Annotated in this window: 16 protein-coding genes; all 16 read right to left on the reverse strand. The window is 42.9% G+C overall.

The annotated features are described in order from the left end of the window. Nucleotides 1-36 precede the first annotated feature (36 nt). The gene (locus tag J4861_RS02360; RefSeq protein WP_211816551.1) at nucleotides 37-2,049 is read right to left on the reverse strand and encodes a fructose-1,6-bisphosphatase; all 2,013 of its coding nucleotides are present in this window, start codon (nucleotides 2,047-2,049) and stop codon (nucleotides 37-39) included. 3 nt (nucleotides 2,050-2,052) lie between these two features. Further along, nucleotides 2,053-3,210: a glycosyltransferase family 4 protein gene (locus J4861_RS02365; RefSeq protein WP_211816552.1), complete on the reverse strand. Its 1,158-nt coding sequence runs from the start codon at nucleotides 3,208-3,210 to the stop codon at nucleotides 2,053-2,055. Then, entirely contained in the window at nucleotides 3,211-4,449 is a 1,239-nt protein-coding gene (locus J4861_RS02370; protein ID WP_211816553.1) for a glycosyltransferase, read from the reverse strand. Nucleotides 4,450-4,468: 19 nt separating this feature from the next. Next, on the reverse strand, nucleotides 4,469-5,626 hold the full coding sequence (lysA, locus tag J4861_RS02375; RefSeq protein WP_211816554.1) for a diaminopimelate decarboxylase: 1,158 nt from the start codon (nucleotides 5,624-5,626) through the stop codon (nucleotides 4,469-4,471). Between the two features lie 145 nt (nucleotides 5,627-5,771). Beyond that, nucleotides 5,772-7,088: an aspartate kinase gene (locus J4861_RS02380; protein ID WP_211816628.1), complete on the reverse strand. Its 1,317-nt coding sequence runs from the start codon at nucleotides 7,086-7,088 to the stop codon at nucleotides 5,772-5,774. Between the two features lie 46 nt (nucleotides 7,089-7,134). Continuing rightward, nucleotides 7,135-7,881: a cell division ATP-binding protein FtsE gene (locus J4861_RS02385; RefSeq protein WP_211816555.1), complete on the reverse strand. Its 747-nt coding sequence runs from the start codon at nucleotides 7,879-7,881 to the stop codon at nucleotides 7,135-7,137. A gap of 257 nt (nucleotides 7,882-8,138) precedes the next feature. Continuing rightward, nucleotides 8,139-8,873, reverse strand: coding sequence for a PH domain-containing protein (locus J4861_RS02390; RefSeq protein ID WP_211816556.1), 735 nt, complete (start codon nucleotides 8,871-8,873; stop codon nucleotides 8,139-8,141). A gap of 49 nt (nucleotides 8,874-8,922) precedes the next feature. Then, nucleotides 8,923-11,475, reverse strand: a complete 2,553-nt coding sequence (locus J4861_RS02395; protein ID WP_211816557.1) for a peptidase associated/transthyretin-like domain-containing protein — start codon at nucleotides 11,473-11,475, stop codon at nucleotides 8,923-8,925. Nucleotides 11,476-11,485: 10 nt separating this feature from the next. Continuing rightward, complete coding sequence (locus tag J4861_RS02400) at nucleotides 11,486-12,247, reverse strand: GLPGLI family protein (RefSeq protein WP_249110801.1); 762 nt, start codon at nucleotides 12,245-12,247, stop codon at nucleotides 11,486-11,488. 612 nt (nucleotides 12,248-12,859) lie between these two features. Next, nucleotides 12,860-14,506 (reverse strand): fumarate hydratase, encoded by a 1,647-nt coding sequence (locus tag J4861_RS02405; protein ID WP_211816558.1) that lies wholly within the window; start codon nucleotides 14,504-14,506, stop codon nucleotides 12,860-12,862. A 96-nt stretch (nucleotides 14,507-14,602) separates the two neighbouring features. Beyond that, nucleotides 14,603-17,533, reverse strand: coding sequence for a M16 family metallopeptidase (locus tag J4861_RS02410; RefSeq protein WP_211816559.1), 2,931 nt, complete (start codon nucleotides 17,531-17,533; stop codon nucleotides 14,603-14,605). 47 nt (nucleotides 17,534-17,580) lie between these two features. Continuing rightward, nucleotides 17,581-19,434 carry a DUF4954 family protein gene (locus tag J4861_RS02415; protein ID WP_211816560.1) on the reverse strand — a complete coding sequence of 618 codons (1,854 nt, stop codon included), beginning with the start codon at nucleotides 19,432-19,434 and terminating at the stop codon, nucleotides 17,581-17,583. A 111-nt stretch (nucleotides 19,435-19,545) separates the two neighbouring features. Further along, the gene (gene hflX, locus J4861_RS02420; RefSeq protein ID WP_211816561.1) at nucleotides 19,546-20,796 is read right to left on the reverse strand and encodes a GTPase HflX; all 1,251 of its coding nucleotides are present in this window, start codon (nucleotides 20,794-20,796) and stop codon (nucleotides 19,546-19,548) included. Nucleotides 20,797-21,599: 803 nt separating this feature from the next. Further along, nucleotides 21,600-22,394: an MBL fold metallo-hydrolase gene (locus J4861_RS02425; protein WP_211816630.1), complete on the reverse strand. Its 795-nt coding sequence runs from the start codon at nucleotides 22,392-22,394 to the stop codon at nucleotides 21,600-21,602. 279 nt (nucleotides 22,395-22,673) lie between these two features. Next, entirely contained in the window at nucleotides 22,674-23,684 is a 1,011-nt protein-coding gene (murB, locus tag J4861_RS02430; RefSeq protein WP_211816562.1) for a UDP-N-acetylmuramate dehydrogenase, read from the reverse strand. Nucleotides 23,685-23,736: 52 nt separating this feature from the next. Continuing rightward, a complete protein-coding gene (locus J4861_RS02435) occupies nucleotides 23,737-24,309 on the reverse strand; it encodes a sugar O-acetyltransferase (RefSeq protein WP_211806109.1) in 573 nt (190 codons plus the stop codon). Between the last annotated feature and the right edge of the window lie 23 nt (nucleotides 24,310-24,332).

The following is a 24,332-nucleotide window of genomic DNA, read 5'->3' on the forward strand; positions in this document are numbered from 1 at the left end:
GTGGAGAAGGACAAGATGATGTTAGGCTAGTCTAGATTATGCTTTTGGCGGAGTCTTACGTTCATGCTCGGTGAGGAAACCGCAGCGGTAAGCATAGAGGAGTTCTTTGAGTGCTTCAATCTGTAGACGGAGTTCTGTACCCTTGTCGGTGTCTTCCACGCGTAGGCGCTGTTGGTTCATCTCAACAATCTGAATGGTTGAAACAATGTCTGTTCCTCGCTTGATGGCATCTTCTGTTGATGTGAAAGGCTCGTGTTGTACGAGCTGGAAACCGCGTGAGTGATAAACGAGGGTGTAACCAGCAATACCTGTTTCCTTGTGGTAGGCTTGTGAGAAACCACCATCAATCACCATCAGTTTACCGTTTGCCTTGATAGGATTCTCACCCTTGACAACATGAACTGGGACGTGACCATTGATGATGTGACGGTTAGACTGTGGCACATCAAACTCATCTAAAATCATATCGGCAATCTCCTCATTGTCGCGCATACTGAAATAGTAACCTTTCTCTTCATGGTGCGTATCCTTGTCTGCAATGAAGTAGCGTTCGAAAGTAGCCATCTTTGCTTTATCGAAGAGCGGACTATCAGGTCCACACCATAGGAAGAGGAAGAAGTCGATAGCATCTTGACGTTCTTCTTCTGTCTGCATTTCATTGTTTGTCTGGAAGGCTGAACGAATCTTCATACCAGTCTGATAAAGCAATTCCTTACCCTTCAACTTCATACCTGGACCAATCTCAACCTCTTTTAGTTTGCCCTCTTTCGTGAGTGGGATAGAGGCATGATAAAGGAGATTGTGGTTGAAGACGTTATACATACAGCCATGACGGAGCAGAGAACGAATATGACTGCGCAACTTCTCACTGCCGGTAAACGACTGATGAAGACGATCGATGAGTGCCTGCTCAGCCTCAGTAAGCTGTTCTGGATTCTTTGGGTCGATGGTTGGGAAGTTGCATGAACACATCTTATATTCCTTACCATCAAGGGTAATCGTACCCTTCTTATAGTCGATAGCCTTGAGCAAACGACGGTCGTCCATCTTCCAAAGCGGATGACGACTGATCATCTGTGACTCAATCTTAAACTGAAGGATACTGATAGCCTTGTGCATCTGTGCTGTCAGCGTCTTGCTACGTTCGTCGAGTGGATTGTCTTTCGATATCTTTGGCATGAACTCCTCGCATGGATCATCACCATATACGTCCATTGCAAAGGTAGCCAACTGAATAAGGTTGATACCATATCCATCCTCAATGGTAGCCATATTCGCATAACGCAGGGCTATGCGAATAACATTACAGATACAAGCATCGTTACCAGCACACGCACCCATCCACAAGATATCATGGTTTCCCCATGTGATATCCCAGTTATGATAGTTCTTTAAAGTGTCCATAACGATGTGAGCACCTGGTCCACGGTCGTACACGTCACCTAAGATATGCAGTTGGTCGATGACTAATCGTTGGATAACCTCACAGATAGCAATGATGAAGTCATCAGCTCGTCCAGTAGAGATAATCGTTTTGATAATAGCACTCACATAGTCGGTCTTATCTTTGTCGTCTGCATGTTCGTGCAGTAACTCTTGGATGATATAAGAGAAATCATCCGGCAAAGACTTCCGAACCTTTGAGCGTGTATATTTGCTGGATACATCACGACAAACCTCTATCAAGCGGTGTATGGTGATATGATACCAGTCTTTGATATCCTTTTCCTCTTTCTTAACGAGTTCAAGTTTCTGTTCTGGATAATAAATCAGAGTACAAAGTTCTTGCTTTTCAATGTTTCTTAGTCTTTCACCAAAGAGCTCATTAACCTTTCTCTTAATGTTACCAGAGGCATTTTTAAGCACGTGTTGGAACGCTTGATACTCGCCATGAATGTCGGCAAGGAAGTGTTCAGTACCTTTTGGTAGGTGTGCGATAGCCTCAAGGTTTATAATCTCAGTTGTAGCGTCAGCAATATTTGGGAACGATGTTGCTAATAGTCGTAGATATCGTTCATCCTTTTTTAAATCGTATTTCTTCTGTGTCATGCGTTAATGTCTTTGTACGAAATTATTTCTTTTGATGCCCTTTGTTTTCCTGTCATCTCGTGGAGGGATAGGCATGAATCCCTCTTTAAGTAGCACCTTCTCGGCAAGGAGCTGTATGATACGGCGTGAATAACGGTAGAGGCGGAGGTGGCGGAGCACATCTGCAAGTCGGTCTTCGTCGTAATCATTATACTTTATAACTGTATATAAATCAGCCAACAGACGTAGGGAAAGTTTTTTCTTTCGCTCTATCTGTCGTGTGTTTGCAATGATGGTTGCTATCTTCTTGATGATAGCATCTTCCTCATTGGAGTAGTCACTGAGTCGCTGTCGCGTCATGGGCTGGTTTCCTATCAGCTTATCTGTGTCAACCGAGGTTGTTTCCTTTGGTGACAAAAGTGGGAATCGCTGTATGGCAGCAGTGTCAATCGTGGGTGCATTGAGTTGTAGACGGCTGATACAGTTGTCTACAATCTCTCTTATTCCCTCGTCATCAGCATAGAGGAAGATTCTTCGCCATTGTTCTGGATTCAGACTTCGGAGGTTTAGAAGTTGGTCGCTGGGCAAGAGGTTGTGGGTTGTCTCTTGTGCTAAACCAACGTGAAGCAGACTTGGAACAGCATCTTTCTCCATTGCTGTCATGGCGAATTGATAGCGTGTGTCAAGTACTTTACGATAGAAAAAAATCGTTTGCTGCGCCATTTCGTCGTCACTCAACGAACTATTAAGAACGCTGTTCTGAACGATATCAATGCGTTTGGTCCAGCCTAACTTTAGAATGTCTTGCCTTTCTTGCTCGCTACTCACAAGGAGCGCATCCATTCTTCTCACCATCTCCGCTTGATAGAGAAGTGTCTTCACCTTCTTAGTAGACTTCTGCTCTGTCGTTCTTGCTCTCTCATCGAGTTCCCAATGCGGTGAGAACACTACTGCACAATGCTTCTTAGCAGCCCAATTAGCATGTTGGGCGGCTTGATGTTCCCAACAGGTATGAATATGAACGATGTCAGGTTGGAAGTCAGCAAGGAGCTTTTTGAAGTCCCCTTGTTGTGTAATCGTCTTGACATCAGCATATTCTTTCTGCGCTGTGGTGAGTCGTAGAAGGTAATCAGAAAGCAGATTGCCTGCCTTTATGTTGTCTATGTAATGGAGGATGCGCATTTATAGTTTGTGAGATATGAAGTCATACTTGTCTGCACGATGGTATTTTAGCTTATAACCAAGGTGCTTCCATACGATAGCAATCTCGTATGGGATAATCTTCCATGCTGGAATATCTATATCGAAACGTCTTAGTGCTTTCTTACCAATAACTAAGCGTAGAATGATAGAGATGATAAGGGATAATCCTGCAGCAACAGAAATGGTCCACATACCCAATAGGAGAGAGACCGCAAGTGCAATACACTGCAAGAAGTAATTACCATGTAGTGCCGTTTGGTCAACATACGGGAGGAAACGATGCTGTGATGTACGTTCCAAGTGTTGGCGATTCTCCATATAGAAAAGGTGTGTGCCGAGCCAAACCTTCTCTGTTGGAGCCTCTTCTATGAGTGTTCCCTCAAACGAGTTTTCAAACACAAGGTTGTTACCACTTGCATATTTATTTACCATGAAGTCGTATTCTCCACGTATATACTTGAGGTTTCCGCGGAATCCTTCCTGACTTAAGAAACGACTTTTGCGGAAAGCTAAAGCATTAAACGGACACGCATAGGACTTATTATGCTGATATTCACGCATAAAATAGCGTGCCAAATAATGTCTTTCGAAGTGTCGATAAGCAGGCGTTTCGTCCTCATAACGAGTGTAGCCTACCACGAGATCTTTCCCATCTTTACAGTTTCGGGCTATAGCTTGCAGCCAATTGTCACCCGTTGGATAGCAACAGATGTCTGCCATTATCACCCAATCGTACTTCGCTGCCTTCACACCAAGCGTAATGGCAAGCTTCTTCTTGCTCATATAACGTGATGATTCAGGGATGAAGGTGGTGTATAGATGTGAGTTAGATGCAAAGCGTTTCAATACATCACTCGTCTCATGATCATTCTGTGGTGCCACAACAATCACTTGAAAGTCTGCTGGATAGTCCTGATTCAGATAGAGTGGGAGGTTCTTTGCAAGCTCCTGTGCATTGTCATGGGGCGTGAAGATAATCGTGATAGGGGGGTAAGTAGGGAGTTGCTCTTCAGTGATAACTGGCTCCGTTATTGTTTCCTTCTCCTCCTCTACAGGCTCATCTTCATTACTTATTTCTTCACTTTCGGCTGTGGAAGTTGGAAGACCATACTCTGCAATCCTCACTTTTCGGAAGAAAGGATTGAGAAAAGAGGTCAGCAATGCTACTAAAAGCAACACTACTGAGATGATGATGGTCGTATTATCAAAAGTGAACATTTATTCGTTACGTTATGGATTATAGTTCGTCTGAGGTATAGCCTATCGGTAGTTTTCTACAGTTATATTGCGAAGCCATGATTTCTCCGTATGCTCCAGCAGAACGCATCGCAATCAAGTCGCCTCGATGAACGGTGTTAAGTTCGATTCCTTTTGCAAAGACATCACTCGATTCGCAAATCGGTCCTACTACATCATAAGCGTGTAAAGGCTCCTCACTCGATAGATTTTCTATCTTATGGCTTGCCTGGTAGAGAGCAGGACGAATCAAATCGGTCATTCCTGCATCGACAATCGCAAACTGTTTTGCTGTTCCTTGCTTCACATAAAGGGTGCGAGTGATGAGACTTCCCATCTGTCCTACTACTGCACGACCTAACTCAAAGTGGAGTTTCTGTCCTTCTCTTAGATTCAGATAGCGTGCAAAAGTATAGAAATAAGACTTGAAATCAGGGATTGGATGGTTGTCAGGATTGTCGTAATCGATACCCAATCCACCACCAACATTGATGTTCTTAATCTTTATATTCTCCTGCTCTAAACCGTCTTGTATCTCGTTGATACGGCTGCAGAGGTGACGGAAATCAGTCATTTCGAGCAGCTGTGAACCGATGTGGAAGTGCAAACCGATAAAGTGAATGTTCGGCATCTTACTTGCTTCAAGGATGGTAGGTAGCATGTCTTGCATGGCAATACCAAACTTATTCTCAGCCAGTCCGGTGGTAATCTTCTCATGAGTATGTGCTCCCACGTCAGGGTTGATACGGAAACATACGTTTGCCGTCTTACCCTTTTTCGCAGCTAACTCATTGATAACCTCCAACTCCGCCACGCTCTCTACGTTAAAGCAGAAGATGTTATGGTCTAATCCGAGGTTGATTTCCCAGTCTGACTTACCCACACCTGCATAGACAATCTTGTCTGCTGGGAAGCCACAGTCTAAGCAACGCTGTATCTCACCACCACTCACACAGTCAGCTCCCATACCTGTCTGCTGGATAACATTCAGCACCTTTGCGTTCGCATTGGCTTTAATAGCATAGTGGACGATGAAGTTTTCATACTTTTTCAACTCTTTATTAATCGCCTGTAGTGTCTCTCTCAAGAGATTACAGTCATAATAATAAAACGGAGTTTCAATCTTCTTGAACTTATCTATAGGGAATTTCTGTACCATGTGTTTTGTCTCCTGAAGTGGTGTTTATCTGAGTTGTAGAGGAAATCTACGCCCTCGCCTATCCAATTGTCTGCTCCCAGTGATGAACAGGCGAGGGCATTTGTGCCTACAATAAATACTTATTGTTAATTTATCAGTTCTTTCTTTAGTTAAAGAGGACGGTTGACAATGACTGTAAGGCACGCTTCTTATCCTCCTCGCGAATCAAGAAAGAAATATTAAAGTTGCTTCCGCCGTAGCTAATCATACGTACAGGGATGTCCTTCATTGCGTCAGTTGCCAATGTCTCAAAGCCAACGTTGCTCCAATCAAGGTCGCCGACAACGCAGACAATACACATCTCTGTGTCAACGGTTACGGTGCCATACTTCTTCAACTCATCAACAATCTCAGCCAAATGGCTATTGTTCTCGATGGTCATTGACACACCCACCTCACTGGTAGTAATCATGTCGATAGACGTCTGATAGCTCTCGAAGATTTCAAATACCTTACGCAAGAAGCCCGATGCACCTAACATACGACTTGACTTAATCTTGATAGCTGTGATATTGTCTTTGGCTGCAACAGCCTTAATCTTCCTTCTCACCAATGTGTTGTCGATGATTGTACCCTCTGCATCTGGGTCCATCGTGTTCTTTAAACGAACAGGAATACCAGCATACTTAGCAGGTTGAACGCAAGTAGGGTGGAGAATCTTTGCACCAAAGTAAGCCAACTCAGATGCCTCTTCAAAGTTCAGCTGGCGTACAGCCTCGGTCTTCTCAACGACACGTGGGTCATTGTTGTGCATTCCGTCGATATCTGTCCATATCTGAATCTCCTCTGCGTTGATAGCTGCACCCACAAGTGAAGCAGTATAGTCAGAACCACCACGCTGCAAGTTGTCCACCTCACCGTAAGCATTACGGCAGATGAAGCCCTGTGTGATATAAATCTGATAGCCCTGATTCTCATCCATAATCGCTGTCAGATGCTCTTTGATATACTGTCCGTCAGGCTCTGCATTCTTGTCGGTGCGCATGAAGTCGAGTGCAGAAAGTAATGTTGCTTTGATTCCCTGCTCCTGCAGATAATTCACAACCATGTTGGTTGAGAGGATTTCACCCTGTGCAACGATGCTCTTCTCTTCAAATGAAGTGAACAAATCCTTTGTGAAGGTGCGCAAGTAGTTGAACTCTTCTGTCAAGAACTGGCGTGTCTTCTGCTTGTATTCCTCAGTAGAGTAAAGTTCCTCAACGTGCCCAAGATATTTCTGTTCGAGGTTGTTGATAAGTTCGTTTGCTCCCTCTGGATTCTTGCGATAGAGGTAATCAGATATTTCTATCAGTGTGTTTGTCGTTCCACTCATTGCGGAGAGCACGATAAATGTAGGTTCTCCTGACTTTGTTATCAAGGAAGCTACACCCTTCATACGTTCTGGTGAACCAACGGATGTACCTCCGAATTTCATTACTTTCATCATCTTCAATCTTTCTAAATGTGGATTTATGCTGAGTTCTATGCGCTTAATCGTTTTGTTCTGGCTCGTCAATCGTCTCTACGGGAGCCGTCTCTTCTGCTAATTCGCAAACTTCTTTCTTGTCAGTGAGTTGATGGAGTTCGCCCTCATGACAGCGATAAACCTTACCAGGGAACTGGTCAATAAGGTTGATGTTATGGGTAGACATGATAACCGTCGTACCCCGCTCGCACGAGTCTTTAAGTATGCTAACAATGTTCTCAGCTGTCTCTGGGTCAAGATTACCCGTAGGCTCATCGGCAATGATAATCTTTGGATTGTTCAGCAAAGCACGTGCAATGACAATACGCTGCTGTTCACCACCAGAGAGTTCACTTGGCATCTTGTTCTTCTTGTCGGTCATACCCACCTGAGCCAACACTTCTTCAATGCGGCGGTCAATCTTTTGACTGTTGTTCCAGCCCGTTGCTTGCAAGACAAACTTGAGGTTCTTTGCTACAGAGCGGTCATGTAAGAGTTGGAAGTCTTGGAAGATAATACCCATCTGCTTGCGGAGTGCAGGGATACGACTACGCTTGATGTTAGGCATACTCTCGTCGAGAACGACTGCCTTTTCAGCATCTTCGCTATCAATATCCAATTCGCCATAGATGGTTTTCAATAGTGAACTTTTACCCGAACCAACACGACCGATGAGATAGATAAACTCTCCTTTTTCTGCCTGAAAGTCAACATCTTTCAGAATTAGGTGTTCATCTTGATATATGTTTACCTTCTTGTAGTCTATTAACATGATTATCTCTGTATGATTTATTATTGTCAATTGATACTTATGTCCATTGCCTATTGGCAAGGATTCATTCTGCAAAGGTACTAAAAAACACTGTAATAGATGCAGGAAATAAGAGGTTTAACGCATTTACACTTTATTATGATTGTGCAAGGACAACTTTCACAAACTAATATGGCTGTGAAAGCTGATAGAACCCCTACTGTTAGAGGCTCTAAATCGCTGAATACTTTCTCATCAGAAAATTTTAGGTAACGGTGTTACTTACCTTTGATTGGTTGGCGATATACGGCTCTCAGCTTATTAGGGAAGTCAACTGACAGAGCTGAATCTTTGAAGTTAATGTAGATGTCTTCGTTATTCTTTGTCTTGATATGCGTCACATTCGTATCGTCTGAATGTAAGTATAATAGCACATCCTGCCCTTCTTCGGTCTTGAAATGACCCACATTAATTTCGCCAAGTGACATTCCGTTTGTTCTCATCTCTATGTCTGGCACCGTTGCGTTGCTGTCTACTTGTGTAATACTTGCTATCGGTATTTCCTTAGCGTATAACCCTTCAATAAACAACGTGTCATTTCTAATCACTGTGTTGTTGTCGTTCCCAGTGATTGGGAGGGCTGCAATGAGGGGAATCATACCTAATATCACAATGATAGAGAGCATGAGCACGAGCAAACCCTTCCCCTTCCTCTCTATCTTGTACAGCTGTAACAGCATGTAGATGATAGCTACTATCTCAGGGATGAGTATAACGACAAGTTGATAATCTTCCCAATGAAAGGCAAGACAAGCGAAACCACCGACAAGGATGAAGCTACCTGCCAATATTAGTGCTATCTTTATTCTTCTCAATCGTTTAAGCCCTTCCTCGCTTTTAAGTTTCGCTTTCGGTATTCTTGACCCAAAATTGATAGAAGAATCTGGTCCGATAGTGCTTCCAAGAACAATCAGCGGTAAACTCATCAGTAGTATTATAATGATGTCTATCATATCTCAACTTGTTTTAAATTTATTTATGTAGTATCAATCAACTTAGTTATCAAGGCTTATAATAGAAACTAAGCATCAGCTCTCTACCTCTAATGTCTTGATTGCTAAAGCTACTTGAAAGCGTATTGTTAAGCCCATAGCTATAGTTTTTATTATTAAAGACATTGTTCCAAGCAAGACTTAAGTCAAAGTGTTTGGCTTTAAATATCAAAGTAAAGTCTTGAAAGAACATATCTTTAAACATCTTCTTCGCAACTTCGTTATGATAGTATTCCGTCAAAGTTTCTAAACTCAAAACCTTACAAAGAGGTATTCTAAGGCTTCCCTCATGCTTCCAACTATTTAGATTAGACGTCTTCCCAAAAGCAGGCATCTTCATCTGGTGAAAGCCATAAGTAAGTTTATAAGCTAAATCGACACCCTTTATTAAACCAATATCAAGGTTAGAGGTTATATTTAAGTTCTTTGTGTCGTAAGGCATTCGTTGGCTATTCTGAACCATATAACTATTCATGGCATTATATAAAGCCTTTACATTTAGTTTCCCTTTTAAAAAGCCTATGCCTTGCGAACCCATTAGGAACATATTCCAGCTATTGTACTTCGTGTCTCCTTGTGTCAGTGATTCTACGATATAGTTGCCCACATAATCTTGGGTTGATGTATAAGGAGAGATTCCAAACGACCTTGTTATGCGTAATCGTATAGAGGTTCCTTTCAGAGCATCGCTATAAACAACTCCTATTCCTACGCTTTTCTCTTTGTTTAGGTTATAGCCTGCCAGACCTTTATTCATATATTGATAATCTTGCAGTACCAAAGTTGGATAAAATTGGGCAGCATTTATCTGCATTGTATTAATAGATGCATCAGCCGAGAAAGTCCATGATGCTGTGGCTTTCCATCTTATACGGAGGTTAGGAGATAGTAAGAATTTAGACTGACCATTATCTAAACTATACTTATAATGGTTGTACGACATATCGCCAGATAATGTGAAGTCAAAGTCCTTCACCATATATTCAATGCTCGGATTGGCATATAACCTTGCAAATGTAAAGCTGCTTTTACCCATCAGCAGTCCGATACTATCTGGAACTCCCACTAAATCAGAAGTGAAGCGGTGTTCTCCAGCATTTACTCCTACTTGTCCTGATAGAATAAATCTACCTATTCTGAAACTTCCTCTTACGTCCGTATTCGTTTCATAGTAATGTTGATTAATAGATTGCACCAGCGAATCGACATATAGTTGTTGCGGACGTATATCGATTATATTCTTTGATTGCAGAGTAACAAGGCGTTTCCCATACTTCTTCATGATACTAAAGTTGTCCTTTAGCGTATAAACAGGCAAGTTCCCCATCATCGTGTGCGGATTTGTCCCCTGTTCATTCAGCCATTGTTTGTTCCAAGAAAAGTCACCAGAAAGCTCATTTTTAAGATAATGATTTTTAGCGTTATTCTCGTATTTTATCTTTGCAAAGAGGTCATTACTTTTCTCCAAATACTGTTTTCTGTTTTCTATTGTCTTTATACCGCTATTCGTATAAAAGTCTGAATGGCGCAAAGAGGTAGTCTCATTACGGTCATTGGCAAATGTAATCTGTACGCTTACCTGAGAATTTTCATCTATACGCTGTAGCGCATTCAAACTAACAGCATGTGAGCGGTTAAATAATGAACGCCCCTTGAGCAATAAAGGCGATGGAGAAGGAAGGGCGAGCATAGCTGATAAAGGACTTTGTAACTCATCAAAACTTAAAAGTTTGTCCGTCTCTCTTCTTATATTCTTACCTATATTATTTGTCTTATAAGTGAGAATTGTCTGAAAAGAAGGCTTCAGGCGCATGGCAAAGGTTTCATAATTCCACAATCCTCCATGACTCTTTAGTCCTATACCACCGCTATAGGTCGTCATCCAGCGTGCCTTAGCTCCTTGTTTCATCTTAATATTGATAGCGTTATCGTCAGAATAAGTAAAATCATCTAACACACGGATAGGTTGATGATGCTTCATTACTTCTACAGTTGCTACATCCTCTTGGGGCAGTGACTTTGTTGCCAAGCCATATTTCCCTCCCATTAGATTCATACCTTCTATATAGAAGTTGCTGATAGATTTACCTTCGTATTGTATCTCGCCATTCTCTTTATTCACATCAAAGCCAGGGACACGTGCAAGAACGTCAGCTAATATTCGGTCTCCTTCTTTTTTATAGGTTGTGAGTAGATATTGAATCGTATCGCCTTTTATCTTAATTGGTTTTGCTTTTACAGTTATCTCCGATAACGTTTTCGTATCTTCCTCTAATGTGATATGCTGTGCAGGCATATTCATTGAAACCTTTAGTTCCTGCTTCTTATAGCTTATTGCTGAAATAGATAGGATATTACCTTCTTGTGCTGTAATGGTAAACTTCCCCTTTGTATCTGTCTGACAGAAATGTAATGTCTTTTTTGTGGTTGCATCTACAGTCTTGATAATAGCTGCAGACACAGGGTGTCCTCCTACATCAGTAACGACACCTTCCACAATCCTCTGTGCACTTATTGATTGTACAAGTAGGATAAGCAAACATAAGATAATATATTTCTTCATTAGTAATATCTTATTCTAACTCCATTTTGGGAATCTTGGTTGTATTCTTTGGGTAGATCGTAGGGTCTGAAGCCTTTTTTAAATAAGAGAGTCGGTCTATATCCTTATACTTTTTCTCCCAGAAATTATAAAACTTGACAGGTGACAACTGTTCTCTTTTAATGTTACTTGCAGTTATGTCTAAATAGCCATCGCAATGTGCAGCTAAGATTAAACCGGGTAGTCCACCTAATTTCCACGGACCGAGCGGTAAAGGAATCTCCTCACTGAACCACACCTTCCAGTCTCGTCCACGGAAATGTGTGGTCGCCATCGTGCAATTAAAGCCTATGACATTTCGTGTACTGTCTTCGTGAATAACCCATTCCGGTGTGGGTATGTCCTCTGTTATCTTATAATAAGAGTCCCAGACCTGTGTGTAAGTTGTCATTTTTCCTTCTTCAAGATTTCTGTAAAGATAATCACGACTATTAGGACTTTCTACCTTATGGGTAGTCTTATTATTATTGCGAGCAGCTTTTATCTTTTCATTAATTATTGCCAAAGCTGTCTCAGGGTTGCTCCCTAAGGAATCGAATCGTAAAGTATGATAGCTAAAGTATTCACTTACATTTTTCCCTATCCTAAGTGCATAGTCATCATAACTGTTAAGATACTTTGTGTGATAACAGATTTCGAGTATGCTCGGTTCGATGATATGTGTCTCTTGTCCAAAGCAACTAAGCAGTGACAACATAAATGTGATACAGAAAGCGTATAATTTCATAATCATTATTTTTGATTAACGTGTTTAGAGATAATCCTCTGTGCATTAGTCTCTTTTCTTTATAGGTCTCATTGATTAAGATATCGCAAATATATAATAATATTCAATACGGCGCAACTATTTGAATAAATATATTGCAAAGTTTTATTAGAACTGAGTTATAAGAATTATAGTTTTTGTGGTTAATGTAAAATAAATTCACAACAAGCTTTTTAAATGATACTCATTTGGCTTCTTAAAGACGCCTAATTGGCTTGCAAAAGGTGCCCTTTTGAGGTCTTACTAACGCCCTTTTGGAGTCCAATTAAGCACCTTTTGTTTTCACGTTTTGCAAGTGTTTGATTCTCTGCGGGTTACAAAGGTGTCGAAAAGAGGCGTTTTGGAGCTTTTTTAGAGAGTTTTCTAATGATTTTGTGTCAATATTTTTCACAACCAGTGAGGCTTTGTTTTTAGAAAAGAAGCAAAAGAAAAAGCGGTATAATGACGTCGCAAAAGTTCGTCTTATACCGCTTTGTAAGATGAGGCTATACCAATGTCTCGTTAGGAAAAGGGATATCCTTTCCTGCGATTTACGCTTGATAGCATCGTTGATATAGCTGATTTATGTGCTGGGAGAGCTTACTTCTCGCAGCTGCAGCCAGTCCAAGGCTTTAGCTCTTTGAAGAAGTCATGACCCTTATCGTCAACAAGGATGAAGGCAGGGAAGTCCTCAACGGTAATCTTCCAAACGGCTTCCATACCGAGTTCTGGATATTCTACGCACTCAATGCTCTTGATGCTGCTCTGTGAGAGAACGGCAGCCACACCACCGATAGTACCGAGGTAGAAACCACCATGCTTCTGGCAGGCATCTGTCACAGCCTGTGTACGGTTACCCTTAGCAATCATCACGAGTGAACCACCATGCTCTTGGAACTCGTCAACGTATGGGTCCATACGGTTGGCAGTGGTAGGTCCCATTGAACCACATGGGTAGCCCTCTGGAGTCTTGGCTGGTCCTGCATAGAGGACAGGGTAATTCTTGATGTAATCAGGCAGGTCCTCGCCAGCATCCAAACGTGCCTTGAGCTTAGCGTGAGCAATGTCACGTGCCACGATGATAGTACCCTTGAGGTTAACACGTGTTGAAACAGGATACTTTGTCAGTTCAGTACGAACAGCATCCATACCCTTATCGAGGTCAATCTCGATACCCTTCGCACCTTCTCCTGGCTTGCGGTACTCCTCTGGAATCAACTCGCTTGGGTTAGTGTCCATCTTCTCCAACCAAATACCGTCCTTATTGATCTTCGCTTTGATGTTACGGTCAGCAGAACAGCTAACACCCATACCGATAGGGCAGCTTGCACCGTGACGTGGCAGACGGATGATGCGGATGTCGTGAGCAAGATACTTACCACCAAACTGTGCACCAAGACCAATCTTGTGAGCCTCTTTGAGAATCTTCTTCTCGAGGTCGATGTCGCGGAAAGCACGTCCTGTCTCGTCGCCAGTAGTAGGAAGATTGTCGTAATACTTGATACTTCCGAGCTTAACGGTGAGGAGGTTCTTCTCTGCAGAAGTACCACCAATCACGAAACAGATGTGATAAGGAGGACAAGCAGCAGTGCCAAGGCTCTTCATTTTCTCAACGAGGAAAGGAATGAGCGTACCCTCATTCTGTATAGTAGCTTTGGTCATTGGGTAGAAGTAGGTCTTATTAGCAGAGCCACCACCCTTTGCTACCATTACGAAACGATATTCTGCGCCCTCAACAGCCTCGATGTCAATCTGTGCAGGGAGGTTACACTTGGTATTCACCTCATCGTACATATTGAGTGGAGCGTTCTGTGAGTAGCGGAGATTCTCTTGTGTAAAGGTGTTGAACACACCACGAGAGAGTGCCTCTTCGTCCTCGAAACCTGTCCATACCTGCTGACCCTTTTCACCGTGAATGATAGCAGTACCAGTGTCTTGGCAGAAAGGTAGTACGCCTTTCACAGCTGTCTCAGCATTGCGGAGGAACTGGAGTGCTACGTACTTGTCGTTCTCTGATGCCTCTGGGTCGGTCAGAATCTTTGCAACTTGCTCGTTGTGTGCGCGACGGAGCATGAACTCACAATCGTGGAAAGCCTCCTGTGCTAATAAAGTAAGTGCTTCTTTGCTTACCTTCAGAATCTCTTTACCTTCAAACTCACCAACGCTGATACCTTCCTTTGATACCAGACGATACTCGGTGTCATCTTTGCCCAATTGGAACATTGGTGCATACTTGAATTCTGCCATAATGTTTTGTTTACCTGTCTGCCCTTTATTGGTAGGGCAGACAGGGCTTTTTCTATTTGTTTATAATATGTTTTTGTATTCTTTTCTTACTGTTTATTAATAGCCGAAGATTTCTTCTGTTGTCAGTCTCTTGATAGGTGCAATCTTTTCTAATGCCTTGAGGTCAAGTTCTTTCTCGTTACCAAGGATGATATACTTGAAGGTCTTGTTAGCAATGTACTCCTTCTCGAAGTTAATAACATCCTGCAGTTGCAGACTTGGAAGAGCGTTGTAAATCTTTTCACTCAATGAGGTGTCGAGACCTAAACGCTGTGCTGCAAGATAAGAGGTGAGGATAGAGTACTTAGTTGTACGAGCGGAAGCAAGGCTCTTCATCAAGCTTTGCTTGGCAAGGTCAAAGCCACTCTGGCGTACAGGTACGTTGTTGAGAAGTTTGTTGAACTCTGTTACACAGTCCATCATCTTATCGTTCTGTGTGATGATGTAGGTGTAGAAGCTCTCATTACCTCCTAAACGATAAGGAGATGCATAGACAGCTGAAGCTGAATAAGCCAAACCACGTGCCTCACGTAACTCTTGGAAGACGATGGCATTCATACCACCTCCGAAGTATTCATTGAAGAGGGCGATGATAGGGGCACGGTCGGCAGACCACTTCTGGTTCTGATTGTGGAGCTGAACCATGTAGATATTCTTTGCGTCGTAAGGTGCAATGAGAACCTCGTTCTTTGGTGTTGTCTCCTCGGTATAACGCTTGATAGCAGGCACTGCAGCGAACTTCTTTGGTGTCTGGATAGTCTTGCTGACAAGCTGGTCAACCTCTTTCAGGCTTGAAGGACCGTAGTAAAGCACTGTCAACTTATAGTTCTTCAAGTTCTTCAAAAGGTTAAGCAGTACCTGTGGGTTGATTGACTTCAACTCCTGTTCACTTGGAACGTTGCGAGTAGGGTTGTACTCTCCGTAGGTAGCATAGTCTCTGAGGGCAGCGAAGTTAGCGTTCTGGTTAGCCTTGTTGTCGCTGCGTGACTTTAGAATCTGCTCTACATAGAGGTCGTAAGCCTCCTTGTCAACCTTTGCATTACTGAGTAAATTGTTCAACAGAGCAAGTGCCTGAGGCAGGTTAGAGTTGAGACCACTTAACGTAATGTACGAAACCTCGTTTCTTTCAGAGAGGTTATAGTCGCAAGCTAACTTATAGAACTGCTGCTTAATCTGCTCGTTGGTGAGCTTATTGGTACCTAAGTAATCAAGATAACCAGCTGCATAGCTGAGCATTGGGTTATGTTCGTCACCGTAAGGTACTACGAAGCAAAGTGTAAAGAGGTCGTTTGTCTTGTCCTGCTTATAGAGAACAGGAAGACCCTTCTGTGTTGTTGCCTTGGTAAGGTCGCGCTTGTAGTTAACAAACTGTGGCTGGATAGGAGTTGTCTTGGTGTTTACAATCTCCTTAAGGAAGTCACTCTGCTTGTCGTTGTTGGTTGGGATTGGAGTGATTGTAGGTTTCTCTACCTTCTTAATAGTAGTATCGTTGCCCTGCTCCTTGTAGACACAAGCGAAGTCGTTGTGGAAGAATTCATTAGCAAATCTAACAACTTCAGCCTTTGTTAACTTTGAAATGCGATTGAGTTTATCCACTTCCTGCTTCCAGTCTTTATGGTTGATGAAGGCATCCACATACTGCTTTGCACGGAACTGGTTATCATCTAACTGCGTATAATAGTAACGCTTGTAGTTGTTAACGATAGATGGCAAGAGATCATCAGAGAAGTTACCCTTCTTGAGTTTCTCTATTTCAGACAAAGCAAGGCTGCGAACCTCCTGCAAAGTCTGTCCACTCTTTGGCTGTCCATAGACATAGAATACCGAATATTCGTCCATATCGGTCACTCCAGCCTCTATCTCTTGTACTTTTAGCTTCTGACTGAGGTCGAGATCGAAGAGTCCTGCTTGTCCGTTAGACAAGAGTTGTGCTACAATCTCTAATGTATCTATCTGTAAAGACTTACTTGCATCAGCGCGCCAGCCCATGAAGAGCATAGGAGCTTCCTTACCAACAACAGTCGTATCGACAGGTGCTGTGAGTGTTGGTTGAGCTGGGAACTGTGGTATGTCGATGTGTGCACTTGGCTTCCAATCGCCAAAATACTTCTCAATCGAAGCTACCGTCTTGTCTGGGTCGAGGTCGCCTGAAAGACAGATAGCGATGTTGTTTGGTACGTAGTATTTGTTAAAATAGTTCTTGATATTGGTGATTGAAGGATTCTTCAGGTGCTCACCAAGTCCGATAGTGGTCTGTGTTCCGTATGGGTGAGTAGGGAAAAGCTTTGCAAAGAGTGCTGCATAAACCTTACGCCAGTCACTTGAAAGACCGATGTTATACTCCTCATACACCGCTTCTAACTCTGTATGGAAGCCACGGATAACCATATTCTGGAAACGATCGCCCTGAACTCTTGCCCAAGTGTCAATCTCATTGGATGGAATATTCTCTACATAGCAAGTTACGTCATTAGAAGTATAAGCGTTTGTACCCTCACTACCGATGGCAGTCATCATCTTATCGTACTCGTTTGGAATGTTATAACGAGCTGCAAGTTGTGAGATAGAGTCAATCTGGTGGTACCATTGCTTGCGTGCAGCTGGGTCAGTGATACGACGATACTGCTCGAAGCGAGCCTCAATTGAGTCGAGATAAGGGTGTTCAGCCTCCACATTAGACGAACCAAAGTGGGTAGTACCCTTAAACATAAGGTGCTCTAAGTAGTGTGCAAGACCTGTTGTCTCCTTTGGGTCATTGCGAGAACCTGTGCGCACAGCGATATATGTCTGTACACGTGGCTTCTCTTTGTTGACAGAAAGATAGATTTTCAGACCGTTTTTCAGTGTGTAGATACGTGTCTGCATCGGGTCATTCGGTATGCTTTCATAGCTGTAACGCTGCGCATAAGCTGCCACAGATGCAAATAGGAACAATAGTCCTAAGCTTAGCCCCTGTATGAGGGTACTGTTAAGGAAATGTTTTTTCATACAATCAGTATTTGTTTATTGTTATAATTGGGTAGAGAATGTAATGATTAATTCTCAAAATCAACTTCATGATCAAGGCTATTAACGAACGATTCAAAGACCTCTCTGTCTACATCGCCCATCTCAAACTCCTTCTCGGCATCCTTTTTTATCTCTGCAATCCATGCACGGCGTGCCTCGATATAATCTCGTTTGATGCGTGCATCGTCCTCGGGAGAAATCTCATTAATGCCGTAGTATTCTAAAATCATGCGATAGGTCCATGCCCATTGATAGATACGATAGTTCTCGTTAATCTCTCGGAAGCGGTTAACCACCTCTTCTATCGTTTCAAGACTACCGCTCTTGATATCCTCAATGAGGCGTCGCTCTTCTGATACTGGGAGCAGAAGACCAGAAAGGTCGTCCCATCGTCCGAGTCCTACTTCGGTCTGTGGCTTACCAAAGAAGCCCCATTTGTGGGCACGTTTCAGTACTGCTCCCATGTAGATACGCAGTGCGATGTCATAATATTTGATACCTTTTCTTAGACTGGTAGCATTGATAACGTATTCATGATAGTTATAAGATGAAACATTGTCACCACTTGCCTGGCGCAGATTCTCAAGTATCTTCTTTCCCTGCAGAATCTCTCCAACAGAGTAAGGTGATAGCCAATCGAAGTTGACAATACTCTTCTGCGTCTGCTGTGGACGCATATCACGCTTTGGCCACTTGCGTATATCACGATAAAGACCAACTGTTGTGATGTTGCGACCGGGCACGAGATACATCTTGTCAGCCTCAGCAATGAGGTAAGAGAAGGGTAGGGCAGTCGTGTTAGGGTGGTGCATCAGCTTACCGAAACATACGGAGAACGTACCGATTGTTGCTGGCATGAGTAGATAACTACCGCTTGCCGTCTTTGTTCCACGCTCCAAGATGCCCCAGTGCATTGGTCCCATCTTATAGGCATGGTTAGAGAAGTTGGTCCCAGAACCTGCATTATAGAAAGAGAACATACCACCAATGAGCAGTGAACTCTTATGATGTGAGGCACAGAACGGACCGCAGAAAGCAGCGCACGCCTCACCGTTTGACATAAAGGAATTGGCGAAGAAGACACTCTGTGAGGCTGTAAAGCCATTGCTTATCTGACAGGCTTCACCCACGAAGCAGTCTTGCATCTTCACACTGTTCACGATACTTGACCCATCTGATATGATAGAGTTCTCGCAGATGACCCCTGTACCGATGTAAACACTGGCATATTCAGAGCTGAGAATGGTACAATCGCTCAAACGACTTGCACCAGATATCTCGCAATCGTCCTGAATGACGGTGTTGGTAATCTCCTTTGTATTGACAATCTTCACTTTATTGCCAATCGTTCCACGTTCAGGATTGGTGCGAGCAATCTCCTCTTTCACTAATCTTCGGATAGCATTCTTGAGGTCTTTGTCGTTGAAATGCTTCACCATAAAGGCTGCAAACTGGCTATTGAGGTCGTGGAAGAAGATTACATTGCCGTCGCCCACCTCATTCAATACCGAGATAAGGTTACCTTCTCCATAGGTAGCTCCTTCCGTAGTCTCCATGACAGAGATGTTAGAGATGAGGCAGTCGTCACCGATTGTATAGTTATTAATATAATTCCCCACCTTCTCAATAAGGCAGTCGTTACCAACGGTAACATTGCGTAGGGTAGCATCATTGATACCAGAATGCTTGACGAAGCCCTTTGTTATCTCGACTTCTTTCTGGACACTTCCCAACTGTACGTCACCATAGAACATGACACGGTGGAAGAATTTCGCTTGAAATCCGTCCTCCGCAACCTCTACTCGACTCCAATCTTCTGCCCAGCAGCTATTGCTCTCGAGTATCTCAATCTCTTCAAAGGTAAGGGAACGATATTGCATAAACTTTTCTTTTAGTTGTTTTTATTAGCCTTATTAGCCTTATTGGGCATATTAGCCCTATTAGCCTAATTGGGCAAATAAGCCCAATAAGGCAAATATGCCCAATAGTCTTTATTCCTCTTCGATATTGTAAAGGAAGTCATTGTAAGGATACTTCTGCACGTGCAGTTCGCGTACTTTCTTGTAAAGCACCTCTCTGAACTCGTCGATATTCTCCTTTTCCTTGGCTGAAATAAAGAGACAGTTGTCATGCTCCTTAGCCATCCATGTCTTCTTCAGTTCGTCCAAGGTGATATTCTCTTTGGTTGCTGGTGTGAGGTCGTCTTCCTCTTTCTCCACCCAATGATAGTTATCAATCTTGTTGAAGATAATCATCGATGGCTTATCAGCACAACCAAGTTCAGACAAAGTCTGGTTGACTACCTGTATCTGTTCCTCAAAGTCAGGATGTGAGATGTCCACAACGTGCAAGAGAAGGTCGGCTTCGCGCACCTCATCGAGTGTTGACTTAAAAGAATCAACCAAGTCGGTTGGCAACTTACGGATAAATCCAACGGTGTCAGCTAACAGGAAAGGAAGATTGTCTACAACGACCTTGCGCACAGTTGTGTCGAGTGTTGCGAAGAGTTTGTTCTCTGCAAATACCTCGCTCTTAGCCAAGAGGTTCATGGTGGTTGACTTACCCACGTTCGTGTAACCCACCAAGGCAACACGAATCATACGCCCACGGTTCTTGCGCTGTGTGACCTTCTGTTTATCAATCTCAGCAAGTCTTTGCTTTAAGAGGGTCATACGCTGCAAGATGATACGGCGGTCCATCTCTAACTGGGTCTCACCAGGACCACGCAGACCTACCGAACCTTTACCGCCACCAGAGCCTGAACCACCGCCCTGACGCTCCAAGTGAGTCCACAGACGCTGCAGACGTGGGAGCATATAGCGGTACTGTGCCAACTCTACCTGTGTCTTTGCATTGGCTGTCTGGGCGCGCATAGCAAAGATGTCGAGGATGAGAGAGGTACGGTCTAATATCTTCACACCGAGTTCCTGTTCGATATTACGCATCTGCTTTGCCGACAATTCATCGTCGAAGATGACCATACCGATAGGCTCCTCCTCGTCCTCCATCATCTTGATGTAATCTCTTATCTCTTCAAGTTTACCCTTGCCAACATAGGTAACAGCACTTGGACCTGTCACCCTCTGTGTGAATCGCTTCACCGTGACAGCACCAGCTGTGTCAGCGAGGAACTCTAATTCGTCAAGATATTCCTTCGTCTTCTCCTCGTTCTGGTCCTTTGTAATAAGACCTACAAGGATGGCAGTTTCCGCCTTGACGTCAGATATGATAAATTCTTTCATTCAGTAATTTCTATTATTGCTTATTTTTGTGTTGAAAAGTGTACTTCCCTATCGTTCGAACTGGTATACACTGGCACATGGCAAAGTTACTCATAAAATCTGAAAAATACTAATGAAAAACTCTGTTTTTATGTCCTTTAACCCAAATCTCATGCCCCCACAATATGTATAATTCTGCTTCTTCTGAAATATGGAGTGATAAAAAGCTATTATAATAAGGCACACAGTGCAACTCTAAGTTTGCAGCAAGAAACATAGATTTGCTCTGTGAGATATTTCTAATGTCCTAAACACAAAAGACAGAGCTTGTCAATCCAAACTTCTGAAGAATACTTTTTGTCTGAATTTTTCACATATCGATTTTTTAAAGACTACCAAATTGCTTGCAATTAACGCCCTTTTAGCTTGCAAAAGATGCCCTTTTGAGGTCTAACTAACGCCCTTTTGAACCCTTATTAAGCACCTTTTGGATTTCCTTTCTGCAACTATTTGAAAACGAGTAACTTACATAGGTGTTAAAATATCTCATGTTTACCCCATTTTTCTACCTCTTCTTCGAATATTTTGTCAATAAATTTCTTTGCCTTTGAGTATATCTTACTCAGGGGCACACTAATTACTGATTTGGGTTTTGGCTGAGGGGAGAGAAAAAGATATTAAAGTTTACGTTTCCTGTCACTGTTGTCACTCCTTTTAGATGTATAAGACGCTATCATACAGAGATATAGCCTTAAATGTTAAAAGTGACAGGAAACTAAAAACAAACTTGTTTTGTAGTTATAGGTTTATTTCACTGTCTGCGCTTAAAAATGAATCTTCAAACCATCGTATGCAAAGAAAACATCATTTGGGAGAAGTTTTTGTGCCTCTTCATGTAAGCCAATCTTATGGGTGAGATGGGTTAAATAAGTGCGTTTTGCTCCTATCTTTCGACTGAAATCAATGGCTTCAGATATCAACTGATGGGAGTGGTGCTCACGTTCCCAGCGCAAAGCGTTTACAACCAAGGTTTCAACACCTTCAAGATAAGGGAGTTCCTCATCTTTAATAGTTTTCATATCTGTTATGTAGGCAAGCTTTCCAAAGCGATAACCGAGGATGGGTAGTTCGCCATGCATCACAGAGATAGGCATCACTTCGATGTCGCCAATCATAAATGGGGTATGCGGTTGAATACTATGAAGGTTCAGTTTTGGAACTCCTGGATAGGGATTGTCCGTGAAACAATAAGGGAAATTATGGCGTAAACCATTGCAAGTGTTTTCGTTGGCATATACCTCAATATCCCCCAATGCACAATAAGGGCGTACATCATCAATCCCTCCTACATGATCATAGTGGATATGCGTTATCAATAAACCATCAATCTTACGGAAAGGTTGTGGTAACATCTGTTGGCGAAAGTCAGGACCGCTGTCAATGACAATACGTGTCTTTGCCGTTTCCAATAAAGCAGAGGTACGCAATCGGTTGTCGCGTGGGTCCTTACTCTTACAAACATCGCAGCTACAGCCAAGTACAGGGACGCCATTGGAGGTGCCAGTGCCGAGGAAGGTGAAGCCTCCCCCGACCCCTCCGAAGGGAGGGGAGCCCTTTATCGGTCGTTCGTTGCTTATATGTTCTTCTTGCTTCAACGGATATGTTCTTAAAAGTTGGTTTGATGCTTTATAAGCATTTCTTAATTAAAAGCTTATTTATAACGAGTGTTTATGGTTGGATGTCGCAGTTGTTAGGATAAGTATTAATATTAAACCATACCACAACCTAAAGAAGTAGCTACTTTTGTTTAGCACTCCCCTCCCTTCGGAGGGGCTGGGGGGAGGCTTCGTTTGTTTAGCACTCCCCTCCCTTCGGAGGGGTTGGGGGAGGCTTCTGCTTTAATTTGGAAAGGTATTCACCTCTGGATGTATCTCAATTCCAAACTTCTCCTTTACATCATGCTGAATCGTCTGATAGAGTCTGACTACGTCAGCACCTGTTGCACCACCAAGGTTTACCAAAACCAAAGCCTGCTTGTCATAAACACCTGCAGGACCTAACGCCTTACCCTTCCAACCGCATTGTTCAATCATCCAACCAGCTGGAATCTTCTCATGGTCAGCATCAATAGTATAGTGGGGCATCCGTTCATATTGCGCTGCCAACTCCTCGTATTTAGCCTTAGGAACGATAGGATTCATAAAGAAACTACCCGCATTACCAATCTTCTTTGGGTCAGGAAGTTTCGCATTACGGATGTCAGTAATCGTCTGACGAAGTTCTGCTGCAGTAGGATTCTCTATGCCTTGTTCAGCCAATGCCGCACGAATATTACCATAATCGAGCTTAGGTTGATAAGTCTTAGAAAGGCGATAGGTCACCGATGTGATAAGATACTTATTGCGCCATTCATGCTTAAACTTACTCTGTCGATAGCTGTATTCGCAATCAGCATTCTTGAAATGATGCACTTCGCCAGTGGCAATCTCCACCGCTTCAACCTCATCAATCAGGTCTTTAGCTTCCACACCATATGCTCCGATATTCTGTACAGCACTCGCACCACACTCACCCGGAATGATAGAAAGGTTTTCTGCACCATAGAGATCATGAGAAACACAATAGTCTACAAAGTCATCCCATACGTAAGCAGACCCACAACGTACACGTTCTTCGTCGATTTGCTCGATAAAAGAGATGCCAGAGTGGAGTACGGTTCCCTTGAAATCACCAGTGAGTAGAAGGTTACTACCCCCACCGAGAATCAGTAGTGGATAGTCGTCTTCCTTCAACGAGCGCACAAGTTCCTGTGCTTCCTCTACTGATTCGTATTCGACAAAACGCTGACATTTAGCGTCAATGCCGAAGGTATTATGCTTTAGTAGACTATAGTTAAACTCTATTTTCATTTTAACTTATATCGTTTTTGTGTTTTCCTTTGTTTCTGTTTATAACAAGGATTTATTCTTCCTGATATCTGAGAACCTTTGCAGGACTGCCGACAGCAACAGCATTGGCAGGAACGTCCTTTGTTACAACTGCTCCTGCGCCTATTACAGCATTACGACCTATCGTCACACCGGGTAGGATAATTGCTCCTCCACCAATCCACACGCCATCTTCTATCTTGACAGGTTGGGCATAGATATTCCATCCTCCACCAGGAATCATTCGTTCCTTGGCAGTGACAGGATGCGCTGCTGTATAGATTTTCACGTCTGAAGCGATTAGAACATGATTGCCTATATCAATACGGTTATTGTCTACAAACGTACAGTTCATATTGATAACAACCCAGTTCCCCATGTGGATATTGACACCATACTCACAATGAAAATCCACATCGATATGAATCTGCTCACCGACAGAGCCAAACAACTGCTCAAAAATCCTGTGCTTGCTTTCGTGGTCAGCATAGTCGCAATCGTTCAACTTGCGCAATAAGCGTTTTGTACGTAATATTATCTGCTGCAATTCTGGGTCAACAGCATTAAAAAACTCACCATCTAAGGCTTTCTGACGTTCACTTTTCATAAGCAAAAGGTTTTAAATTGTTG

It is taken from the genome of Prevotella melaninogenica, assembly GCF_018127925.1.
GTDB classification, from domain to species: domain Bacteria; phylum Bacteroidota; class Bacteroidia; order Bacteroidales; family Bacteroidaceae; genus Prevotella; species Prevotella melaninogenica_C.

Coding starts and splice junctions, on each gene's coding strand:
- J4861_RS02360 (WP_211816551.1), bottom strand. CDS start 2,049: ATGACACAGAAGAAATACGATTTAAAAAAGGATGAACGATATCTACGA.
- J4861_RS02365 (WP_211816552.1), bottom strand. CDS start 3,210: ATGCGCATCCTCCATTACATAGACAACATAAAGGCAGGCAATCTGCTT.
- J4861_RS02370 (WP_211816553.1), bottom strand. CDS start 4,449: ATGTTCACTTTTGATAATACGACCATCATCATCTCAGTAGTGTTGCTT.
- lysA (WP_211816554.1), bottom strand. CDS start 5,626: ATGGTACAGAAATTCCCTATAGATAAGTTCAAGAAGATTGAAACTCCG.
- J4861_RS02380 (WP_211816628.1), bottom strand. CDS start 7,088: ATGAAAGTAATGAAATTCGGAGGTACATCCGTTGGTTCACCAGAACGT.
- J4861_RS02385 (WP_211816555.1), bottom strand. CDS start 7,881: ATGTTAATAGACTACAAGAAGGTAAACATATATCAAGATGAACACCTA.
- J4861_RS02390 (WP_211816556.1), bottom strand. CDS start 8,873: ATGATAGACATCATTATAATACTACTGATGAGTTTACCGCTGATTGTT.
- J4861_RS02395 (WP_211816557.1), bottom strand. CDS start 11,475: ATGAAGAAATATATTATCTTATGTTTGCTTATCCTACTTGTACAATCA.
- J4861_RS02400 (WP_249110801.1), bottom strand. CDS start 12,247: ATGATTATGAAATTATACGCTTTCTGTATCACATTTATGTTGTCACTG.
- J4861_RS02405 (WP_211816558.1), bottom strand. CDS start 14,506: ATGGCAGAATTCAAGTATGCACCAATGTTCCAATTGGGCAAAGATGAC.
- J4861_RS02410 (WP_211816559.1), bottom strand. CDS start 17,533: ATGAAAAAACATTTCCTTAACAGTACCCTCATACAGGGGCTAAGCTTA.
- J4861_RS02415 (WP_211816560.1), bottom strand. CDS start 19,434: ATGCAATATCGTTCCCTTACCTTTGAAGAGATTGAGATACTCGAGAGC.
- hflX (WP_211816561.1), bottom strand. CDS start 20,796: ATGAAAGAATTTATCATATCTGACGTCAAGGCGGAAACTGCCATCCTT.
- murB (WP_211816562.1), bottom strand. CDS start 23,684: ATGAAAATAGAGTTTAACTATAGTCTACTAAAGCATAATACCTTCGGC.
- J4861_RS02435 (WP_211806109.1), bottom strand. CDS start 24,309: ATGAAAAGTGAACGTCAGAAAGCCTTAGATGGTGAGTTTTTTAATGCT.